This window comes from Sandaracinaceae bacterium, assembly GCA_016706685.1.
Classification (GTDB): Bacteria; Myxococcota_A; Polyangia; order Polyangiales; family Houyiibacteriaceae; genus JADJJE01.
Genome location: JADJJE010000008.1, coordinates 114,037 through 132,375, shown reverse-complemented (window position 1 = coordinate 132,375; position 18,339 = coordinate 114,037). Strand labels below are relative to the sequence as shown.

16 protein-coding genes and 1 tRNA gene are annotated in these 18,339 nt (G+C 71.0%); 14 read left to right on the top strand and 3 right to left on the bottom strand.

Translation table 11 applies throughout. The features are described 5' to 3' along the window. Positions 1–323: 323 nt before the first annotated feature. Positions 324–1,571 carry an MFS transporter gene (locus tag IPI43_12035; protein ID MBK7774844.1) on the bottom strand — a complete coding sequence of 416 codons (1,248 nt, stop codon included), beginning with the start codon at positions 1,569–1,571 and terminating at the stop codon, positions 324–326. 156 nt (positions 1,572–1,727) lie between these two features. Between IPI43_12035 and IPI43_12030 the strand changes: the two genes are divergently transcribed. Both IPI43_12030 and IPI43_12025 read left to right on the top strand, forming a co-directional pair. Further along, positions 1,728–3,095: an aspartate kinase gene (locus IPI43_12030; protein MBK7774843.1), complete on the top strand. Its 1,368-nt coding sequence runs from the start codon at positions 1,728–1,730 to the stop codon at positions 3,093–3,095. A gap of 81 nt (positions 3,096–3,176) precedes the next feature. After that, positions 3,177–4,145, top strand: a complete 969-nt coding sequence (locus IPI43_12025) for a TraB/GumN family protein (protein ID MBK7774842.1) — start codon at positions 3,177–3,179, stop codon at positions 4,143–4,145. 3 nt (positions 4,146–4,148) lie between these two features. Here the strand turns inward: IPI43_12025 and IPI43_12020 are convergent, their stop codons facing one another. After that, entirely contained in the window at positions 4,149–5,072 is a 924-nt protein-coding gene (locus tag IPI43_12020) for a LysR family transcriptional regulator (GenBank protein MBK7774841.1), read from the bottom strand. A 75-nt stretch (positions 5,073–5,147) separates the two neighbouring features. Here IPI43_12020 and IPI43_12015 point away from each other — a divergent pair, with 75 nt between their 5' ends. From IPI43_12015 to IPI43_11990, 6 genes are all read left to right on the top strand, one after another. Next, positions 5,148–6,107: an NAD(P)H-binding protein gene (locus IPI43_12015; protein ID MBK7774840.1), complete on the top strand. Its 960-nt coding sequence runs from the start codon at positions 5,148–5,150 to the stop codon at positions 6,105–6,107. 170 nt (positions 6,108–6,277) lie between these two features. Further along, positions 6,278–7,423 (top strand): exonuclease SbcCD subunit D, encoded by a 1,146-nt coding sequence (locus IPI43_12010; protein ID MBK7774839.1) that lies wholly within the window; start codon positions 6,278–6,280, stop codon positions 7,421–7,423. Further along, the gene (locus IPI43_12005) at positions 7,420–10,482 is read left to right on the top strand and encodes an AAA family ATPase (protein ID MBK7774838.1); all 3,063 of its coding nucleotides are present in this window, start codon (positions 7,420–7,422) and stop codon (positions 10,480–10,482) included. The genes IPI43_12010 and IPI43_12005 overlap by 4 nt, the downstream gene beginning before the upstream one ends. A gap of 85 nt (positions 10,483–10,567) precedes the next feature. Next, positions 10,568–11,722, top strand: a complete 1,155-nt coding sequence (locus IPI43_12000) for a DUF1016 family protein (protein MBK7774837.1) — start codon at positions 10,568–10,570, stop codon at positions 11,720–11,722. Positions 11,723–11,756: 34 nt separating this feature from the next. Further along, complete coding sequence (locus IPI43_11995; GenBank protein MBK7774836.1) at positions 11,757–12,059, top strand: hypothetical protein; 303 nt, start codon at positions 11,757–11,759, stop codon at positions 12,057–12,059. A 150-nt stretch (positions 12,060–12,209) separates the two neighbouring features. Next, positions 12,210–13,265, top strand: a complete 1,056-nt coding sequence (locus IPI43_11990; GenBank protein ID MBK7774835.1) for a hypothetical protein — start codon at positions 12,210–12,212, stop codon at positions 13,263–13,265. Positions 13,266–13,318: 53 nt separating this feature from the next. Here the strand turns inward: IPI43_11990 and IPI43_11985 are convergent. Continuing rightward, positions 13,319–13,391: transfer RNA gene (locus tag IPI43_11985), tRNA-Phe, on the bottom strand. 91 nt (positions 13,392–13,482) lie between these two features. Between IPI43_11985 and IPI43_11980 the strand changes: the two genes are divergently transcribed. The 6 genes from IPI43_11980 (at position 13,483) to IPI43_11955 (ending at position 18,295) form a co-directional block, all read left to right on the top strand. After that, entirely contained in the window at positions 13,483–14,895 is a 1,413-nt protein-coding gene (locus tag IPI43_11980; GenBank protein ID MBK7774834.1) for an SseB family protein, read from the top strand. A gap of 82 nt (positions 14,896–14,977) precedes the next feature. Beyond that, complete coding sequence (locus IPI43_11975) at positions 14,978–15,199, top strand: hypothetical protein (GenBank protein MBK7774833.1); 222 nt, start codon at positions 14,978–14,980, stop codon at positions 15,197–15,199. Then, positions 15,196–16,437 (top strand): hypothetical protein, encoded by a 1,242-nt coding sequence (locus tag IPI43_11970; protein ID MBK7774832.1) that lies wholly within the window; start codon positions 15,196–15,198, stop codon positions 16,435–16,437. The genes IPI43_11975 and IPI43_11970 overlap by 4 nt, the downstream gene beginning before the upstream one ends. Positions 16,438–16,441: 4 nt before the next feature. Continuing rightward, positions 16,442–16,801 carry a hypothetical protein gene (locus IPI43_11965; protein MBK7774831.1) on the top strand — a complete coding sequence of 120 codons (360 nt, stop codon included), beginning with the start codon at positions 16,442–16,444 and terminating at the stop codon, positions 16,799–16,801. A gap of 12 nt (positions 16,802–16,813) precedes the next feature. Continuing rightward, complete coding sequence (locus tag IPI43_11960; protein ID MBK7774830.1) at positions 16,814–17,425, top strand: hypothetical protein; 612 nt, start codon at positions 16,814–16,816, stop codon at positions 17,423–17,425. 114 nt (positions 17,426–17,539) lie between these two features. Beyond that, complete coding sequence (locus tag IPI43_11955; protein MBK7774829.1) at positions 17,540–18,295, top strand: DUF4013 domain-containing protein; 756 nt, start codon at positions 17,540–17,542, stop codon at positions 18,293–18,295. Positions 18,296–18,339 lie beyond the last annotated feature (44 nt).

The window sequence follows — 18,339 nt, the reverse complement described above, 5'->3', positions numbered from 1 at the left end:
TGAAACCCGGGGCAGCATCCCTGGCCTCTGCAGGAGCGGAAGTCCGCTCCCTGACGGGCGCGGCCTGCGGGATCGAAAGGTGGGGATTTGGTGGATCTCCACGACGGGGTCTCTACGTGAACGTGGGCGTGGGCGTTGTCGGCGACGGCGACGGCGACGAGAGCCCCTTGGTGGAGCTTCTCGTGCGCATGGACGCCCCTCTGCCTCCGTGTCGCCGTTGGGGTGGAGGTATGGAGGGACCCGTCGCCGTCGCCGTCGCCGACAACGCTCACGACAACGACAACGACAACGATGAAGGGGACCCCCCACTGGCGAGGTGGACCTTACGCGCTCTGATCCACGGCGAAGACTCGGCGCACCTCGGCCAGCTTGCTGAGCACCAGCAGGCCGAACAGCGCGGCGGCGCCGCCCAGCAGCCACTGCAGCGGCACCCACTCCGCACACGCGCCCAGCGCGGTGGCGCCGATGGCCGGCGCGGCGCGGAAGATGAGCCCGTAGGACGACATGACGCGGCCCTTCATGGCCGGGTCGCTCATGGTCTGCGCCATGGTCTGCATGCCGATGTTGCAGACCACGTGGAAGACCCCCGCCACGCCGATGGCCAGCAGCACCGTGTGCAGCTGCGTGGTGAGCGAGAAGACGATGAGCGTGAGCGCGATGCCCAGCGCCGCGCCGAACGTGATGCGCACCGTCTGGTCCATGGGCTTCGGCTTCAGCATGAAGAGCGCGCCGCAGAGCGCGCCGAGGCCCTGCGCCGTCATGAGCATGGAGAGGGTCTCGGGGCCGCCGCGCAGCACGTCGCCGGCGATGGCCGGGAAGAGCTCCACGAAGGGCCGCGCCAGCACCGCGAAGCCCAGCGCCAGCAGGAAGATGGTGGCCACGCGCGGGGTGTTGCGGATGTAGTCCACGCCCGCGGCGATGTCCGTGAGCAGACGCTCCTTGCGCGAAGATAGGCTCGGTCGGTCGAGCGGCCGCCGCAGCCAGAGGATGGCCGCGATCATGGCCAGGTACGACAACGCGTTGACCACGAACACGCCCGCCACGTGCCCGCTCACCATCACGATGCCCGCGATGGCGGGGCCCACGCTGCGCGCCAGGCTGACCGCGATGGAGCTGGTGGCGATGGCCTGCGACATCGTCTCGGGGCGGGCCAGCGAGCCGATGGCCACCATGCGCACCGGCAGGTTGAAGCCCTGCACGCTGGCCTCGAGCACGGCCCACGCGAAGAGCAGCCCGATGGTCAGCTGCCCGCTCCACGTGAGCCCGGCCAGCAGCAGCGCGAGCCCGATGAGCAGCACCTGCGTGAGCAGGATCAGGCGAAACGGGTTGCTGCGGTCGGTCACCGCGCCCGCCAGCGGCGCCACCCACAGCGCCGAGAACAAGTCGCTCAGCGCAATGGCGCCCACCCACGCGGGCGAGTGCGTGAGCTCCCACGCCAGCCAGCCCACGCCCGTCTTCTGCATCCAGGTGCCGACGGACGAGAAACCGTGGCCGGTGCTGAACACCACATAGTCCGGCACGCGGGGCGCGCGCGGCGGTGACGCTGCGGGGGTCGGTTCGGGGGGGAACAACCCCAGAGTCATTCCACGTTTCGGCGGGCGCGCCCGCTGGCGCACGATGCTGCCGGGCCCCTCGTTGGCGCCACCGAGCCTCCGCACTTGTGGAACCGCCCATCCTGGGCCAAGACTGCGCCTCGGCGGCCCCCGCGAGCCTGCCTGGAGACCCGCATGTCCCGTATCGTCTGCAAGTTCGGTGGCTCTAGCCTGGCTGACGCCAACCAGTTCCGCCGCGTGCGCGCCATCGTCGAGAGCGACGCGCGTCGCTCCATCGTGGTGCCGTCGGCGCCGGGCAAGCGCTCGTCCACCGACGCGAAGCTGACCGACCTGCTCTACCTCTGTCAGCACAGCGCCACGCTGGGCTCGGACTTCAGCGGGCCGTTCACGCAGGTGCGCGAGCGCTTCCTCGAGATCGAGCGCGACCTGGGCCTCAGCGGCGGCATGGCGGCGCACCTCGACGCGCTCGAGGTGGCTCTGCGCGAGGGCGTCACCAAGGACTTCGTGGCCTCACGCGGCGAGTACCTGAACGGCCTGCTGTTGGCGGCCTACCTGGGCGCCGAGTTCGTGGACCCGGAGCACTTCATCATCATCCAGCCGAACGGCAGCGTGGACCCGCAGACCTACCCGCTGCTGGGCGAGCGCCTCTCGGACACCAGCAAGCGCTACGTGGTGCCCGGCTTCTACGGGCGCGACGCCAAGGGGCGCGTGCGCACCTTCTCGCGCGGCGGCTCGGACATCTCGGGGGCCATCGTGGCGCGCGCCGTCATGGCCGAGCTCTACGAGAACTGGACCGACGTGTCGGGCCTGCTCATGGCGGACCCGCGCATCGTGAAGGACCCGAAGCCCATGCAGGAGGTCACCTACGCCGAGATCCGCGAGCTGTCCTACATGGGCGCCTCGGTGCTGCACGACGAGGCCATCTCGCCGGTGCGCGAGGTGGGCATCCCCATCAACATCCGCAACACCAACGCGCCCGAGCACGACGGCACGCGCATCGTGAGCACGCTCAGCCCGCACGTGGAGCAGACCACCGAGATCGCGGGCATCGCGGGCAAGAAGGCGTTCTCCATGATCAGCGTGGAGAAGAGCCTGATGAACAAGGAGGTGGGCTTCGGCTACCGCCTGCTGGGCATCCTCGAGCGCCACGGCATCAGCTTCGAGCACTGCCCGTCCAGCATCGACAGCATGAGCGTGGTGGTGGACGCCACCGAGATCGAAGACAAGATCGACGCGGTGCTGGGCGAGATCCGCAGCTCGCTCGCGCCCGACAAGGTGGACTTCGTGCCGTCCATCGCGCTCATCGCCATCGTGGGCGAGGGCATGTCGAAGACCATCGGCATCGCGGCCAAGGTGTTCATCGCGCTGCGCGACGCGAAGGTGAACGTGCGCATCATCAACCAGGGCGCGTCCGAGCTGAACATCATCGTGGGCGTGGTGCCCGAGGACTACGAGCGCGCGCTCCAGGCTCTGTACGAGGCGTTCGTGTCCGGCCCGGCGGACATCGCGGCCAGCCGGGCGTCGCGTCCGCCCGAGGCCTGAGGCGCGCGGGCCGTGGGTGACGGCGCTGCCTTCGCATGCCTGCAGGGGGACTCCCGCTCGGCCCCGGCGTAACCTGTGCGCATGCGTTCTCTGTCTCCGGTGCTCCGCGCCACCTCCGTGACCCTGACCTTGCTCCCGGCGCTGCTGGCCCTCGCGGGCTGTGGTGGCACGGCGGCCACCGCCGAGCCCAGCACCGTTCTGAGCGCTCCCGCGCACGCGCCCTTCTTGTGGCGCGTTACGAGCCCCGAAGGGCAGGTGTCGCACCTGATGGGGACCATCCACGGGGCGGTCACGCTCGAGGAGGCGCTGCCCGCGCCCCACAACGGGCTGCTGAGCACCGCGGAGGCCGTGTACGTGGAGTCGCTGGTGGACGACCAGGCGCAGCTCATGGCGTTCGCGCAGCGCATGCTGCAGCCGAGCGAGGTGCCGCTGTCCCAGAAGGTGGGGGCCCAGACCTTCGATGCGCTGGTGGCGCAGCTGGCCACGTTCCCGCGCGAGCGGCTGGACACGCTGCGCCCGTGGGCCGCGTTCTTCGTGGTGCTCTCGGTGCGCCTCACACAGTCGCTGCAGGCGCACGCCAGAGAGGCCGGCACGGACCCGGCCACGCCCGCCATGGACGCCGTGATCTTGCAGCAGACCCGCGCGCGCGAGCTCACCCCACAGCCCCTCGAGCAGATGAACGAGCTGGCCGACATCTTCGAGGGCCTGGACGAGGCGGTGTACCTGGCCATGCTCGCGGAGTTCGCGGAGCCCGTTTCGCCCGATGCCACCGACCCCGCCGCCGAGCAGCTGAGCCAGCTGGTGACGGCCTACCGCGCGGGCGACCTCGAGGCCATGACCACCCTGGTGGACCAGCTCAACACGGGCGAGAGCACCTCGGCGTTCTTCACCATGCTCATCGCGCAGCGCAACGCCCTGTGGATGACGCGCCTGCGCAGCGCGTTCAACGCCGGCGGCGCGTTCGTGGCCGTGGGCGCCGCGCACCTGCCCGGGCCCGAGGGGCTGTTGGCGCAGCTGACCGCTGTTGGCTTCGTGGTCACGCGCCTCTGAACCTCAGCGCTTGGCTCGGCCCACGCGCTCGCGCAGCGCGGCCGCCACGTGCCCCCGCAGCCAGCGGTGCCGCGGGTCACGCGTGAAGCGAGCGGCCCACGCCACGCACATGGGCAGCTCGGGGGTGGCCACCGGGCAGGGTTGGCGATGCAGGCGCGGCGCCAGCGCACGCGTGACGTCTTCGGGCAGCGTGGCCACCAGGTCGGTCTCGGCCACGATGGCCAGCGCGGCCTGGAAGGTGGGCACCGTGACCGCCACCCGGCGGCGCTTGCCGAGGGCCCGCAGCGCGTCGTCCACGTAGCCGCCCTCGGTGCCGGTGGGTGACACCAAGAGGTGCTCGGCGGCCAGGAACGTGTCCAGGGTGAGCTTCCTGCGCCGGCGCGAGACACACACGAAGCGGCGCGTGTACTCGGGGCTCATGACCAGCGCGTCGAGGTCCGGCATGGGGTACTGCCTGCGCATGTCCGGCAGCACCGCCACGTCCACCACGCCGCGCAGGGCCTCGCTGCCGCTCTCGAACGTGAGTGGGCGAACGCGCAGGTCGAGACCCGGTGCCTCGGTCCGCACGCGCGCCAGCAGGCTGCTGGCGAGCATGGCTTGCTGGTCGTCTCCGAGCGCGAAGGTCACCACGCCGGTGGCCTCGGCCGGCACGAACGCCTCCTGAGGCCGCAGCACGCGCGCGGCGCCCTCCAGCACTCCGCTCACCTCGGGCAGCAGCTCGGCGGCGCGCCGCGTGCGCACCAGGCGCCGGCCGCTGCGCACCAGGAGCGCATCCCCCGTGGCCTCGCGTAGCTTCTCGAGGGTGCGGCTCATGGCGGGCTGGCCCACCCCCAGCCGGCGGGCGGCCAGCGTGACGCTCTCGGTCTCGAGCAGCGCGGCCAGCGCTGGGAGCAGCTCGGTGGGGGCCTGGTAAAGCATGTTGCTCATGCATGGCACATAGCAAATCAATCGATTTTCGGCATGTACTCCGCGCCGCCATGCTGGGGGTGAAAGCGAGGCCCCATGACCCAGACCCACGACACGCACTCCACCAACCCTGCTTCTCTCCCCATCGCGGTGGTGGGCGCCGGCCAGATCGGCGCGCCGCTGGTGGCACGTCTCACCGCGCTCGGGCACCCCGTCACCTGGCTGAGCCGCACGCGGCCTGCCCAGGTGCCCGAGGGCGCGCAGCACGTGGCCCTCGACGCTCGCGATGCCGGGTCGCTCGCCGAGGCCGTGGCCGGCGCCCACGCCGTGATCGCGGCGGTGAACCCCGCCACCTACGACGCGAAGGTCTGGGCGCGCGAGCTCCCGCCCTTGCACGCCGGCCTCTTCGCGGGGGTGGCCCGCGCGGGCACCCGGCTGGTGCTCTTGGACGCGCTCTACCTCTACCGCATGGATGCCGGCCCGCTGGCACCCGACACGCCGCAGGAGCCCAGCACCGCGAAGGGCGCCATCCGCAAGCAGCTGGCCGACATGCTGGGCGAGGCGCAGCGCAGCACCGGCCTGCGCGCCACCGTGCTGCGCGCCCCGGACTTCTGGGGCCCGGGTCTGCGCAGCGCGCTCATCTCCACCGAGGTGCTGGCGGGGCTGCGCGCCGGCAAGCGCCCGCTGCTGCTGGGCAACCCCGACGCGCCGCACGCCTTCGCGTACCGGGATGACGTGGTGGACGCGCTCATCCAGCTGGCCCTGTCCGAGCCGGACGTGGAGGGCCGTGTGTTCCACGCCCCCGTGGTGCACGTGAGCCCTCGCGCGCTGGTGGGTGCGCTGACCGAGGCGCTGGGGGTGAGCGTGGCGCCGCGCGTGGCCCCGCGCTTCGTGCTCCGCCTGGCCGGGCTGTTCGACGCGTCCACCGGTGGCCTGGTGGAGATGCTGCCGCAGTGGGAGCAGCCGTACCTGGTGGACGACAGCGCCTACCGCCAGCGCTTCGGCGTGCAAGCCACGTCGCTTCAGCGCGGGGTGGCCGCCATGGTCGCGGCGTGAATGGAGTGCTCAGCGGTCGGGCCGCTCCCCTCCAAACGGCCCGACCGCGTCGCCTCACGAACCTAGCGGGGCACGCTGACTCAACTGGTGGGCCCGTTGTGGCGCACTGAACGGGTGTGACGGGTGGACACCCGGGGCTCGCGTGAGAAGGTGTCCTCGCCACGGCCCCCATGCGCTTCATCCACACATCGGACTGGCACCTCGGGAAGGTGCTGCACCAGCACTCGCTGCTCGAAGACCAGCAGCACGCGCTCGAGCAGCTCTTCCAGATCCTGGTGGACACGCGGCCCGACGCGCTGGTCATCGCGGGGGACGTGTACGACCGCTCGGTGCCGCCCGCCGACGCCGTGCGCGTGTTGGACGACTTCCTCTCGCGCGTGTCGCTGGACCTCCAGTTGCCGGTGGTCATGATCGCCGGCAACCACGACGGCGCCGAGCGGCTGGGCTTCGGCGCGCGCCTCATGGCCGAGCGCCGCCTGTGCATCGCGGGGCCCATGAGCGCGCAGCTGCCCACGCTCACGCTGCACGACGCGCACGGCCCGGTGGTGTTCTGCCCGCTGCCGTATGCGGACCCGGCCACCATCCAGCTCACGCACCCGTATGACGACCCGCGCACGCACCAGCGGGCCACCGAGGCGTTGGTGGCGCGCGCGCTGGGCAGCAAGCCCGCGGGGGCGCGCGCGGTGTGCGTGGCGCATGCCTTCGTGCACGGCGGCAGCGAGTCCGAGTCCGAGCGCCCGCTCACGGTGGGCGGCACCGGGCTGGTGGACCACACCGTGTTCGACGGCTTCGACTACGTGGCGCTCGGGCACCTGCACCGGCCGCAGTCCGTGGGGCGCGCGGCCGTGCGGTACTGCGGGTCGCTGCTCAAGTACTCGTTCTCCGAGCTGGACCACGCGAAGGCCGTGGAGCTGGTGGAGCTGGGGGCCGACGGAAGCGCGCAGGTCACCGCGCTGCCCATCACGCCGCGCCGCGACCTGATGCGCATCGAGGGCACGCTGGACGCGTTGCTCAGCCAGCCGGTGGCCTCCGCGCGCAGCGCCTACGTGCAGGTGCAGCTCACCGACGAGGGCGCGCTGCTGGACCCCCTCGCCAAGCTGCGCGTGGTCTACCCGCACATCATGGACCTGCGCCGCACCTTCCTGAGCCAGGGCGCGAACCCAGCGCTGCCGCAGCGCGACGCCATTCGCCGCGGGCGGGTGGAACTCTTTGCCAGCTTCTACCGCGAGGTGGGCGCGGGCACTCTCGATGATGGGCAGCACGCCATCCTCACCGAGGTGTTCGACGAGGTGCTGCGCGAGGAGGAGCCGGCGTGAGGCCGCTGTGCCTCGAGATGACCGCCTTCGGGCCGTTTGCCGGCACGCAGGTCATCGACTTCCGCGAGCTGGGCGCGGCGCAGCTCTTCTTGATCTGCGGCGAGACGGGCTCCGGCAAGAGCGCCATCTTGGACGGGCTGTGCGCCGCGCTCTATGGCGAGTCGTCCGGTGGCGAGCGCACGGTGCAGCAGCTGCGCAGCGACCACGCAGACCCGAAGGTGGCCACCACCCTGCGCCTCGACTTCCGCGTGGGCGAGCACACCTACCGCATCGAGCGCACGCCCGCGCAGCAGCGCGCGAAGCTGCGTGGCGAGGGCTACGTGGAGCAGGCCGCGAGCGCCACGCTCTGGCGGCTGGCCAGTGACGCGCCGGGCGCGCTGGTGGCCGAGGTGCTGGCCGAGCGCAAGGTGCGCGAGGTGGACGCGCGCGTGCTGGGCCTGGTGAAGCTCGAGGCGGCGCAGTTCCGGCGCGTGGTGGTGCTGCCGCAGGGGGACTTTCGCCAGCTGCTGTCGGCTGACAGCCAGGCGCGCGAGAAGCTGCTGGAGAAGCTGTTCGACACCGTGGCGTTCAAGCGCGTGGAAGAGGCGCTGGCGCTGCGGGCCAAGAAGCTGGGCTCCGTGATCCGCGATGCCGAGCAGCGCCGCGCGGGGCTCCTCGCGAGCCAGGGTGAGACGTCGGTCGATGTGCTGGTGGCCAAGGTGGAGGGCCACGAGCGGGCCCTGCCGCACCTCACGCGCGAGGCGCAGGAGGCGGGCCAGCGCGCGCAGGAGGCTGTGACGCACCTGGCGGACGGGCGGCAGCTGGCGCAGCGCTTCGAGGCATTGCGCTCGGAGCGTGCGCAGGAGGCGGAGCTCGAGGCGCGTGAACCGGCGGTGCAGCACGAGCGCGTGAAGCTCGGGCAGGCCAGGGCGGCCGAGGCCATTGCGCCGGTGTTCGATGCCGCGCGGCGGGCGGCGGAGCAGCTTGGCGTTCGCGCCGAGGCCGAGGCGCAGGCGCAAGACGCGCTTCGCGAGGTGGGCGCGCGGCAGCAGCAGGCGGCCGAGGCGGCGCGGGAGGCAGCCGCCCAGCACCAGCTGCGCGCCGAGCGTGAGGCCGAGCGGGCTGCCGCCGAGGCGCGGGCGCAGGCGGGGCGCGACTGGGCCACGCGCCGGAAGGCCCGTGAAGCGGCCGAGGTGGCGAGCACCGGTGCGCAGGAGGCTTGTGCCGAGAGAGAGCGCGCGCACCAGGCGATGACGCAGGACCTCGATGCGCTGGGCGCGCAGCGCGTGCTGGTGGCGGAGGCCGCAGCACAGCTGGCGCGCGCGGAAGCCGATCTCGCCGTGGCCACGGGGCGCCTCGCGCTGCATCGCCACGTGGCGCGCCTCGCGGCCGAGCTCGACGTGCTGGAAGGCGAGCTCACAAACGCGCAGCAGCAACAGCACGAAGCTGCCGCCGCCCTCGATGACGCGAGCGCCGCGCTGCGCGCCATCGAGGCCGCCATGCACGCGGGCCACGCGGCGGTGCTGGCGCGTGCGCTGCGCGAGGGCGAGCCCTGCCCCGTGTGTGGCTCGGCCGAGCACCCGGCGCCTGCGGAGACCCTTGCGTCCACCCCCACCGAGGTGGCCCACGCGGCGGCCGAGCGCAGCGCGGTGAAGGCTCGAGAGGCGCACGCGGGCGCGGCCACACGCGCGGCTGCGGCCGAGGCCAAGCGCGACGCCAAGCGCAGCGAGCTGCACGCGCAGCGCGAGCCGCTCGGCACCGAGACCCTCGGGCAGGTGGAGCAGAGCGTGACCCTGGCCAGCGCCACGCTCACCGAGGCCAAGGCCCGCGTGGACACCAAGACCGCGCTCGATGCGCAGCACGCCACGCTGGAAGCCAGCCTGAGCGCCGCCGGGGCTGCGCTCACCGTCGCACGCGACGCACACGCACACGCCACGGCGCATCACGATGCGGCCAAGCGCGAAGAGGCGCTCGCCCTCGCAGCGCTGGGCGGCGAGCCCGCCGACGTGGACGCCTCGGCGGCGCGCGCGGCCACGTTGAAGTCAGACATCGCGGCTGCCGAAGCCGCGCACGAGCACGCCAGCGCCCAGCTGGCCAAGGCCCAGCAGGCCCACGCGGCGGCCACTAGCGCCGCCGCCGCAGCGGCCCAAGAGCGCGAGACCGCCACCGCTCACCGTGACCAAGCGGCCACCGCGTGGGCAGCCCAGCTCGCCGCCAGCAGCTTCCCAGACGAGGCCACGTTCACCGCCGCGCGCCTGCCCGCGGCGGACACGGCGCGGCTGGAAGCCAGCGTGGAGCAGCACGCCCACCAGCGCCTCGCGCTGGCCGCGCGCATCGCCACGCACCTCGAGGCCCTCACGGGGCGCGTTCCACCCGACCTCACCGCGCTCGAGCAGGCGGCCACCGCGGCCACCGCCGCGAACGAAGCGGCCACCAAGCACCAGGCCAACGTGAAGAGCAGCGCCCGCCGTGGCCGCGAGCTGGTGCAAGAGCTCGAGCGCGCTCTCGCGGAGTCCCAGGCCCAAGAAGCCGAGCACCGCGCCGTGGCGCACCTGAGCGCCGTGGCGAGTGGCAACAACTCCGCCAAGATGAACCTGCACCGCTTCGTGCTGGCGGCGTTCCTGGAAGAGGTCCTCACGCAGGCCAACCAGCACCTCCAGCTCACCAGCCAAGGCCGCTACGAGCTGGTGCGCCGCGCGGCCGGCGGCGACGCGCGCCGCGCCCAGGGCCTGGACCTGGACGTGCACGACCACTACACCGGCGAGGCGCGCGCCTCCACCACCCTCAGCGGCGGCGAGGGCTTCCTGGCGGCGCTGGCCCTCGCGCTCGGCCTGGCCGACGTGGTGCGCGCCCACTTCGGCGGCGTGCCCATCGAGACCGTCTTCATCGACGAGGGCTTCGGCAGCCTCGACCCCGAGACCCTCGACCTGGTCATCGAGACCCTGCTGCGCCTCCAGTCCACCGGCCGCATGGTGGGCATCATCTCGCACGTGCCCGAGCTGCGCGAGCGCGTGGACGTGCTGCTGGAGGTGAGCAAGGGAGTGAACGGGAGCAGCGCGCGGTTCCGTGTGCCGGGGTGAGGCTGCGAGGGCGCTTGCGCAACCCTGCAAGAAACGCCCGCGACTTCCTTGGCTTCGTCCTGGGTTCTGGGGCAGGGTCGTCCGCATGGCCACGGCGAAACAGCCCCGCAAGAAGCCCGCGAAGGCGCGGTCCAAGAAAGTCTCGGCGGTGGTGAGACAAACGCCAGCAAAGGCGAACAGGATCGTCTCCGCGCCCGACGACAGCGACGCTCGGTTCGCCGAGGTGCTGACGCTGATCGAGGCCGCACGCAGCCGCGCCTACCAGGCTATCAACACCGAACTCGTGGGCCTCTATTGGCAGCTGGGCGAGTACATCAACGAGAAGATCGACAACGCCGAGTGGGGCGACGGCGTCGTTGACGAGTTGGCTGCGACGCTTGCCCACCGCTACCCCGGTTTGCGTGGCTTCACGCGGCGAAACCTCTTTCGCATGCGGCAGTTCTTCGAGGCCTACCGGCACCACAAGAAAGTGTCACCGCTGGTGACACAATTGCCGTGGACCCATCACATCATCATTCTGAGCCAAACGCGACGCGTCGAGGAGCGCGAGTTCTATGTCCTCGCCGCCATCAAGGAGCGGTGGCCCAAGCGCGAGCTCGAGCGACAGATTCAGTCTGGTGCGCTTCTGTGGAGCGCACCGAGCACCAAGAAAGTGTCACCAGCGGTGGCACAAACACACCCAACGGCCCTCGATGAGCTGAAGAACGCCTACAACCTCGAGTTCCTGTCCCTGCACTGCGACCACTCCGAGGCCGACCTCCATGGCGCGCTGCTCCGCAACCTCGGCCGCTTCATCACCGAGCTCGGGCGAGACTTCTGCTTTGTGGGCTCGGAATACCCCGTCCAAGTCGGCAACCAGGACTTCGCGATCGACCTCTTGTTCTTCCATCGCGCGCTGCAGTGCTTGGTGGCCTTCGAGCTCAAGGTCGACAAGTTCAAGCCCGCCGACCTCGGCCAGCTCAGCTTCTACGTCGAGGCGCTCGATCGCGACGTGAAGAAGGACCACGAGCGCCCCTCGATTGGCGTGCTCCTCTGCGCGAGCAGAGACGACGAGGTCGTCGAGTACGCGTTGGCCCGCACCACGTCGCCAACGCTCGTGGCCGAATATCAGATCATGCTGCCTGCGAAGGAGCTGCTTCGGCAGAAGCTCCACGAACTCTACGCCCAGCTGGCGCCAGACGAACTCGCGTCGACAGGTCCGCTGCAGCCGGAGCCGAAGCCCAAGAGGCGCCGTTCGTAGTCCAGGCACCCCCGACGTGGGTATCCTCGCGCCCATGGAGACACTCAACTGCCCCAAGTGCAGCGCCACCCACGAGGTGTCGGCCCTCCCACCTCCCTCGTACGGCGAGTCCGTCAAGGCGCTGCTCAAGGACTGGCGGATCTGGGCCATCGCCTTCGCGACCACGCTGATCCTCGGTGTGCTCTCGGGTGGTCTCGGCATGGGCCAGAGCTACGTCGGCGCCGTCTCGGGCGGCCTCATCGGCGTGACCATGTGGCTCCGCATGCGCCGCATGCGCCAGTGCCCCGGGTGCGGGGCGGTGTTCGTGCTTCCGGGGCTGGGCAGCAAGCCGGAGTGAGAGCGGTCTCCGGCGGTCGGCGCGCCTGGGAAGGCGGTCGAAGTCGTCGCGGGAACTTCTGGTGGCCCATGGCGTCACACGGTCGGGATGCGCATGACCGGCGGATGGATGGCTTTGTTGACCGTCGTGGCGTGCGGCGAGGCTTCGCAGGTGCAGCCAGACAACGCCGCGGGTGACAAGCAGTCCGCTGTCCGCTCCCCGAGGCCCCCGCGCCCCGAGGTGCACTGGACGCGCGAGCGCATCGTGGGCCTCGCCGCACCCGAGATCGCGCCTCGTGACGTGCAGCTGCTCATCCCAACCGGCGTTGCACCGCCGGAGGGTGGCTGGCCCTTTCTCCTCGTCATGGACGGGCAGTCGGCGTTCGAACCCACCTTCGCGGTGGACACGCACCTGATGGCCCTCGTTCACGAAGGCCTCGTGGAGCCGTGCGTGGTCATCGCCGTGCCCTCTGTCGCTCGCTCGCAGGAGTTCACGCCCACGGACCACCCCACCAACGTGCGCGGGTTCGCCGCGTACCTGGTGGACGTGGTGCTGCCCGCCGTCGCACTCCGCGTCCCGCTCCGTGACGCGGGCGCCATCCTGGGCTTCAGCTACGGCGGGCTCGCCGCGGTCTGGGCTGGTCTCCTGTTCCCCCAGCGCTTCGCGCAGGTTTTCGCGCACTCTCCGAGCCTCTGGTTCGACGAGCAGGCCGTGTTGCGTGCGGTGCAGGACGCCCCACGGCTGCCGGGGCGCTGGTGGGTGGACGTGGGCGGTGCCGAGAGTGACGTTCGCGCTGCGGTGCCGCCCATGGTCTCGGACGCTCGCGCGCTGCGCGACGTGCTGATCGATCGCGGGTTCGAGCTGGGCGGCGCCCTCGGCTACCACGAGGCCCCCGGCCGCCCACACGCCGCCCAGCAAGTGGGGGGCCGCATGCGACGGGCGCTGCGCTTCGGCTTCGGGCCGCGCTGCCCCGCCGCGCTTCTGGACGTGAGCCTCACGCAGGGCCGGTTCATCCCGGGCTACCGTGGCACGCTGACCGTGGACGCGCGCTGCCCCGACGGGCAGAGCTGGACGCTGCCGAACCGAGACGTGACCTTCCGCGTTCAGTCGGTGCAGGCGCGGCTCGCTGGCGACGGCGTGTGGACCCGCGCGTTTCGCGGCCACGCCACGGTCACCGCGCGCTACCGCGGGCTCGCGCGTTCGGTCCAGTTCCGCCGCCCGCCGTAGCTGGGCAGACGCCAGAAATGACGAAACCCCCTGTTTTCAGGGGGTCTCTGAGGTGCCCAGAGGCGGAATCGAACCGTCGACACGTGGATTTTCAATCCACTGCTCTACCAACTGAGCTATCTGGGCGGGCCGGAGCGAGACGCGAATCTAGCCGCCGTGGCCCCGCTGTCAAGTCCGGGAATTTGCAGTCGTCTTCAGGAGTCGAGACAATCTCGGGATGAGCACCCCGAACGCCACCCATGCGCTCGCGGCCTTCGTCCGGCTCCTGCTGCATGCACGTGCAGGGGGGCAGGCCAAGGTCGATGCGCTTCTGGCGTTGTCGCAGCGCACGCTGCACGTTCCCCGCAAGGTGGATGGCAGCGATGGTTTCGCCACGCTGGTGAACGAAAACGGGGACTGGGCGCTGCCGGTGTTCACCTCGCAGGAGCAGCTGGACGCCGCGGCCGACGTGTTCGGCTGGCGCCGGCAGGACCGCACCGTGCTGGCCGAGGAGGTGGGCGCGCGCCGCGCGGTGCACTACGCGCTCAACGAGGGCGCGGCCTTCATGGTCATCGACGCCGTGGCACCGCACGCGCTCGAGGCCACGCGGGAAGAGCTGAAGCCGCTGGTCAGCACCCAGAACCGCAGCGACACCTTCGGGCCGTATGCCGGGGTGGGGCGCATCTCGTCGTCCATCCTCGAGGCCACGCGGCCCGACGCCGAGCGCCAGTCGAGCCCTGCCATCCCGGCGCCGCGCATCACGCGCCAGCCCGTGGAGCCGGCCACCACGCCGCCCAAGCTCTCGGCGCGCGTCACCCGTGCGTCCTTCGCCCCGCCGCGCGACGACGGTGGCCCCGCCCAGCGGCGCCCCACGGTGTCCTTCGCGCGCTCGTCGCGGCCACCCCCCTCCGTGGAGGTGCAGCTGGGGCGCAGCTCGTGGGCGCCCGATGGTCCGCTCGAGCTGGACCTGCCGCAACCGCCTCCCGTAGCGCGGAGCAGCCAGCGTCCGCGTCAGGGTCAGGACTCGTCCGCCATGGATCTGAACGCCGGCCTCGGCACGCTGGACGTGCTGGACCTGGGCGCGCCACCCCCCAGCCAGGTGAGCATCCGGCCGCTCGACGAGCTGCCCGGGCTCGACGACTTCCACGTGGACACCGAGCGGCCGCGCATGTCCTCGCGGCCGGCCGCAGCCCTGCTGGACCTGGACGATCCGCTGGGTCCCGACACCGAGATCCCGGCGGCCGGCGCCCACGCGGCCTCGGTGCCTCCGCAGCCAGCCCTGCCAGAGGCCCCCGCCACCCCGCCCCCGCCGGCCGAGGAGCCCATCGAGATCCGGGCGCTCAACGGCCCTGCCGACGACGCCCTGCTGGCGGCGCTCACCGAGGTGCTGCGCGACTACCCCGAGGTGGAGTGGGCCACGTTCTCGCTCGCGGCGCGTGGCGCAGGCTCGGCCAAGCCGGCGGTGGGGCTGCGTGTGCTGGACTCGTTCCGCCAGAACGTGGACGTCATCTTGGCGCACACCACGACCACCGCCCACGACCATGGCGCCGTCAGCCTGCAGGTGCTGCTGCTGGACGACGCCGAGCTCATGCGCAGCGCCCGCCAGCTTGGCGAAGTGTTTTACCCGTGGAGGCGGAAGACGCGCGTCTGACATTTTCGGCCTGATCTCCCCACCTGCTCCGTATACAGTGAGGACCAAGAACTGTGTCCCTCATAGAAAGGAGCTCCGAAGGATGACCACCGAAGAAGGCACGCTGTTCCGGATGCTCGAGTGGGCGCGGCGAAATGGCGACGTCACCACCCTCAAGCGCATCCGTGTCATCGTCCTACCACTCACGGTGCGCGAGCGTATCATTCTCGATAAAGTCACCCCCGAGACCGCCGTGTCGCGGGAGTACCTGAGCGCTGTTCGCGCCGCCATCCGCGAGACCGTTGGCCGGGAGTGCCCAGTATGACGACGCCCTTTCAGGTGGACGTGGACGTGGATCATCGGCGCTGCATCGTGGGCGCCGAGCCGCTCATCTTCCACTGCCACCACTACAATCTGGCGCTCCAGCAGGCCCTCATCGACGCGGCCTACGGTGACTTCGAGCCCGTGCTGGTGGGAGCGGCGGCCAGCGTGGCGCACGCCCAGCTGACGAGCCTCTTCGCGCAGGGCGGCGTGGCCGGCACGGCAGAGCGCGCTCGGGTGGCCGAAGAGCTCTATCGCTGGGCAGGCTTCGGCACGCTGGCGCTCGCGGGGCTGGGGCCAGAGGGCGGGCGGCTCAGCACCGAGCACTCGCACTACGCGCTGGGCTGCCGCGCGAAGCAGGGGGTGTCGAAGGCGCCGGTCTGCTTCTTTGCCTCCGGCTTCTTGGCGGGGGCACTGGCGGCCATCCATGGCCTGCCCGACGGAACGTTCAGGGTGACCCACAGCGCCTGCATGGCGTGCGACGCGCCCGCCTGTGTCTTCGAGCTGACGCCGGCTGCGGGCGGGTACGAGCTGTACGCGAGCCCAGGCGTGGGAGCGCTGACCACCCACGCGCCGCGCCCCATCCCAGCCACGCCGGTGGACTACGACGGCATCCTCGGCGCCGTCTCGGGGCTGCCGCTGGTGGGCGACGCGCACGGCACCATCGACGCGTTCGGGGTGCACCTCACGCGGCACTTCGCCAACTACTACAACCGCATCTCGTTCGAGTTCCTGCACCGCTTGAGCCGCGAGTACGGTGAAGAGGGCTTGGCCGCCGCGTCCGAGACGCTGGTCGAAGCGGGCCGCGTGTGCGCGTTCAACACGTTCGGCGGCATCATGCAGTCCACCGAGTGGAACGCGCTCATTCGCCCGAGCCTCGCTTCGCGCGAGGACTGGGTGCACGGCATGGTGGCGGTGTTGAACGCCTTCGGCTGGGGCCGTTGGCAGGTGGTCAGCGTGTCGGAGTCGGACGCCGAGTTCGTGCTGCACGACGACTACGAGAGCGTGGGCTACCGCGCCATGTACGGCGTCTCGGAGCGGCCCGTGTCGTTCCTGGCGCAGGGCGGCGTGGAGGGCCTCATGACGCTGGTCTACCTGGCGGGCATCGAGGACGCGCCCACGCTGGACGCCGACTTCTACACCAAGGTCTTCAGCGCGGACGTGAGCTACCAGGCCACGCCAACCACGAGCGCCGCGATGGGGGACGCCGTCACCGGCTTCCGCGTCGAGCGCGTGGGGTGATGACGTGGAAGCGCATGGCCGGCTGCGTGCGCGCCTCGGACGAGACTGCGCGGCGCGGCTGCGCGTGGTCTATCAAGCGCCGCGCCCGCTGACCGTGGCCGACGCGGCCATGCTGCCCGAGGCCGACGTGCGCGTGAGTGAGTTCTCGGCCCTGGTGGACGGGGCGCGCGATCACGTGCAGCTGCGCGTGGGCGCGGGGCTCACGGCCAGCTACGTGGTGGGCGACCGCGAGCTCTTGGTGGTCTACGGAAAGCTGGGCGGCGTGGTGCCGCGCGCGCTCGTGGAGCACATGGAAGAGCGCCTGGGCGCCATGTTCGGGCCCGTGTGTTGGGACATGGACTCCCCCGATGCGTCCCGTCCCTGATAGGTTTCGCCAATGTCGCCCGACTCGGTCGTCGTCGCCCTCGGTCACGAGCCCCACGCGGTGCCGCCCGTCACCCACGTGCGCGGGACGCTGCTGGCCGGCTCGCTGCGCGCGCTCAACGAGAGCCACATGAAAGAGCGCTACGACCAGGTGCTGGACCCGGCGTATCACCACGCCATCATGAACCTGGTGGTGGCCAGCTGGGTGCCGGTGGACGTGGCGGTGGCTCACTACCGCGCGATGGACGCGGTGGGCTACACGCCGGAGCAGCAGATCGACAACGGCCGGCTGGTGGCGCAGCGCATCCAGAACACCTACGTGGGCACCATCATCCGCGGGCTCAAGGCCAGCGGCACGGTCAGCGTGTGGGCGCTGCTCGAGCGCTTCCCCATCGCGTGGGGCCGCCTCATGGAAGGGGGCTCGTCGGCGGTCTACCGGCTAGGTCCCAAGGAGGCGCGCGTGGAGTGCCACGGCGTGCCCTTCGCGGACATCGCCTACTTCCGCGCCGGCTGGGAGGGCATGTTCGAGAGCACCATCGAGCTGGTCACGCGCAAGGTCTACACGCGGCAGCTGCCCGGCTTGCAGACGCCCACCGTCATCGCCTATCGCGTCAGCTGGGTGTGACGCGCGCGCGCTGACGGGCGGCCGGGGCCCTGCCACAAGGAAGATTTCGCACCACACCGCGTATGTCGCGTGTATCGTGCTCGTGTCTTCAACCCCAACCGAAGTGGTGTCACCGTGCAGTACCTGAGCGGCCTCGAACTCGCCAAGCGCGACCCCGACTGGACCAAGAAGATCGCCCTCTGCGGCGTGCTCATGCTGTCCGCCATGTGTATCCCCTTCTTCGGTCAGTTCGCGCTGAACGGCTACCTGTCCGCCATGATGCAGCGGACGGCACGGGGCCAGGAAGACCTCCTGCCGCGCATGGAGTTCGACCTCGACTACCTCATGAAGCTGGCGGGCTCGGGCTTCCGCGTGTTCATCGTGCAGCTGGTGTGGGGCCTCGCCCTGCTGCCCATCATGCTGGTCTGCTACGGCTGCATCGGCGCGGGCGCGTTCCTGGGCGCTCAGCTCGAGAGCAGCCTCATCAGCGGAGTCCTCGCGGGCCTCGGCGGTCTCTTGATGATCGCGTGCATGATCCCCTTCAGCCTGGGCATGGTCTCCGGCGGCGTGCGCGCCCAGCTGTCCGACGACATCAGCGTCGGCCTCCAGTTCGGGCCTGCCTTCCGCATGGGCAAGACCATGTGGAAGGAGCTGCTGCTGGGCGGCTTCATCCTCAGCTTCGTGTTCTTCGGGCTCTACCTGGCGGGCGTCATCGCGTGCGGCATCGGCATGTTCTTCACCATCCCGCTGGCCATGATCATCATGTCCAACTACTACGCGCACGTGTACCGCGAGTACGTGGCGCGCGGCGGTGAGGCCGTGAACATCGCCCACATTCGCGAGGCCGACCCGCAGGGTTCTTCGGTGGGGCCGCGTCCGCAGGCCTTCTGATCGTCCGGCGGGTCACGCCGCCCCCCACGTCCTCGGCACGGCCG

Excerpts from the sequence above, each read along its gene's own strand:
- IPI43_12030 (MBK7774843.1), top strand. The coding sequence starts at position 1,728 with ATGTCCCGTATCGTCTGCAAGTTCGGTGGCTCTAGCCTGGCTGACGCC.
- IPI43_12025 (MBK7774842.1), top strand. The coding sequence starts at position 3,177 with ATGCGTTCTCTGTCTCCGGTGCTCCGCGCCACCTCCGTGACCCTGACC.
- IPI43_12020 (MBK7774841.1), bottom strand. The coding sequence starts at position 5,072 with ATGAGCAACATGCTTTACCAGGCCCCCACCGAGCTGCTCCCAGCGCTG.
- IPI43_12015 (MBK7774840.1), top strand. The coding sequence starts at position 5,148 with ATGACCCAGACCCACGACACGCACTCCACCAACCCTGCTTCTCTCCCC.
- IPI43_12010 (MBK7774839.1), top strand. The coding sequence starts at position 6,278 with ATGCGCTTCATCCACACATCGGACTGGCACCTCGGGAAGGTGCTGCAC.
- IPI43_12000 (MBK7774837.1), top strand. The coding sequence starts at position 10,568 with ATGGCCACGGCGAAACAGCCCCGCAAGAAGCCCGCGAAGGCGCGGTCC.
- IPI43_11995 (MBK7774836.1), top strand. The coding sequence starts at position 11,757 with ATGGAGACACTCAACTGCCCCAAGTGCAGCGCCACCCACGAGGTGTCG.
- IPI43_11980 (MBK7774834.1), top strand. The coding sequence starts at position 13,483 with ATGAGCACCCCGAACGCCACCCATGCGCTCGCGGCCTTCGTCCGGCTC.
- IPI43_11975 (MBK7774833.1), top strand. The coding sequence starts at position 14,978 with ATGACCACCGAAGAAGGCACGCTGTTCCGGATGCTCGAGTGGGCGCGG.
- IPI43_11970 (MBK7774832.1), top strand. The coding sequence starts at position 15,196 with ATGACGACGCCCTTTCAGGTGGACGTGGACGTGGATCATCGGCGCTGC.
- IPI43_11960 (MBK7774830.1), top strand. The coding sequence starts at position 16,814 with ATGTCGCCCGACTCGGTCGTCGTCGCCCTCGGTCACGAGCCCCACGCG.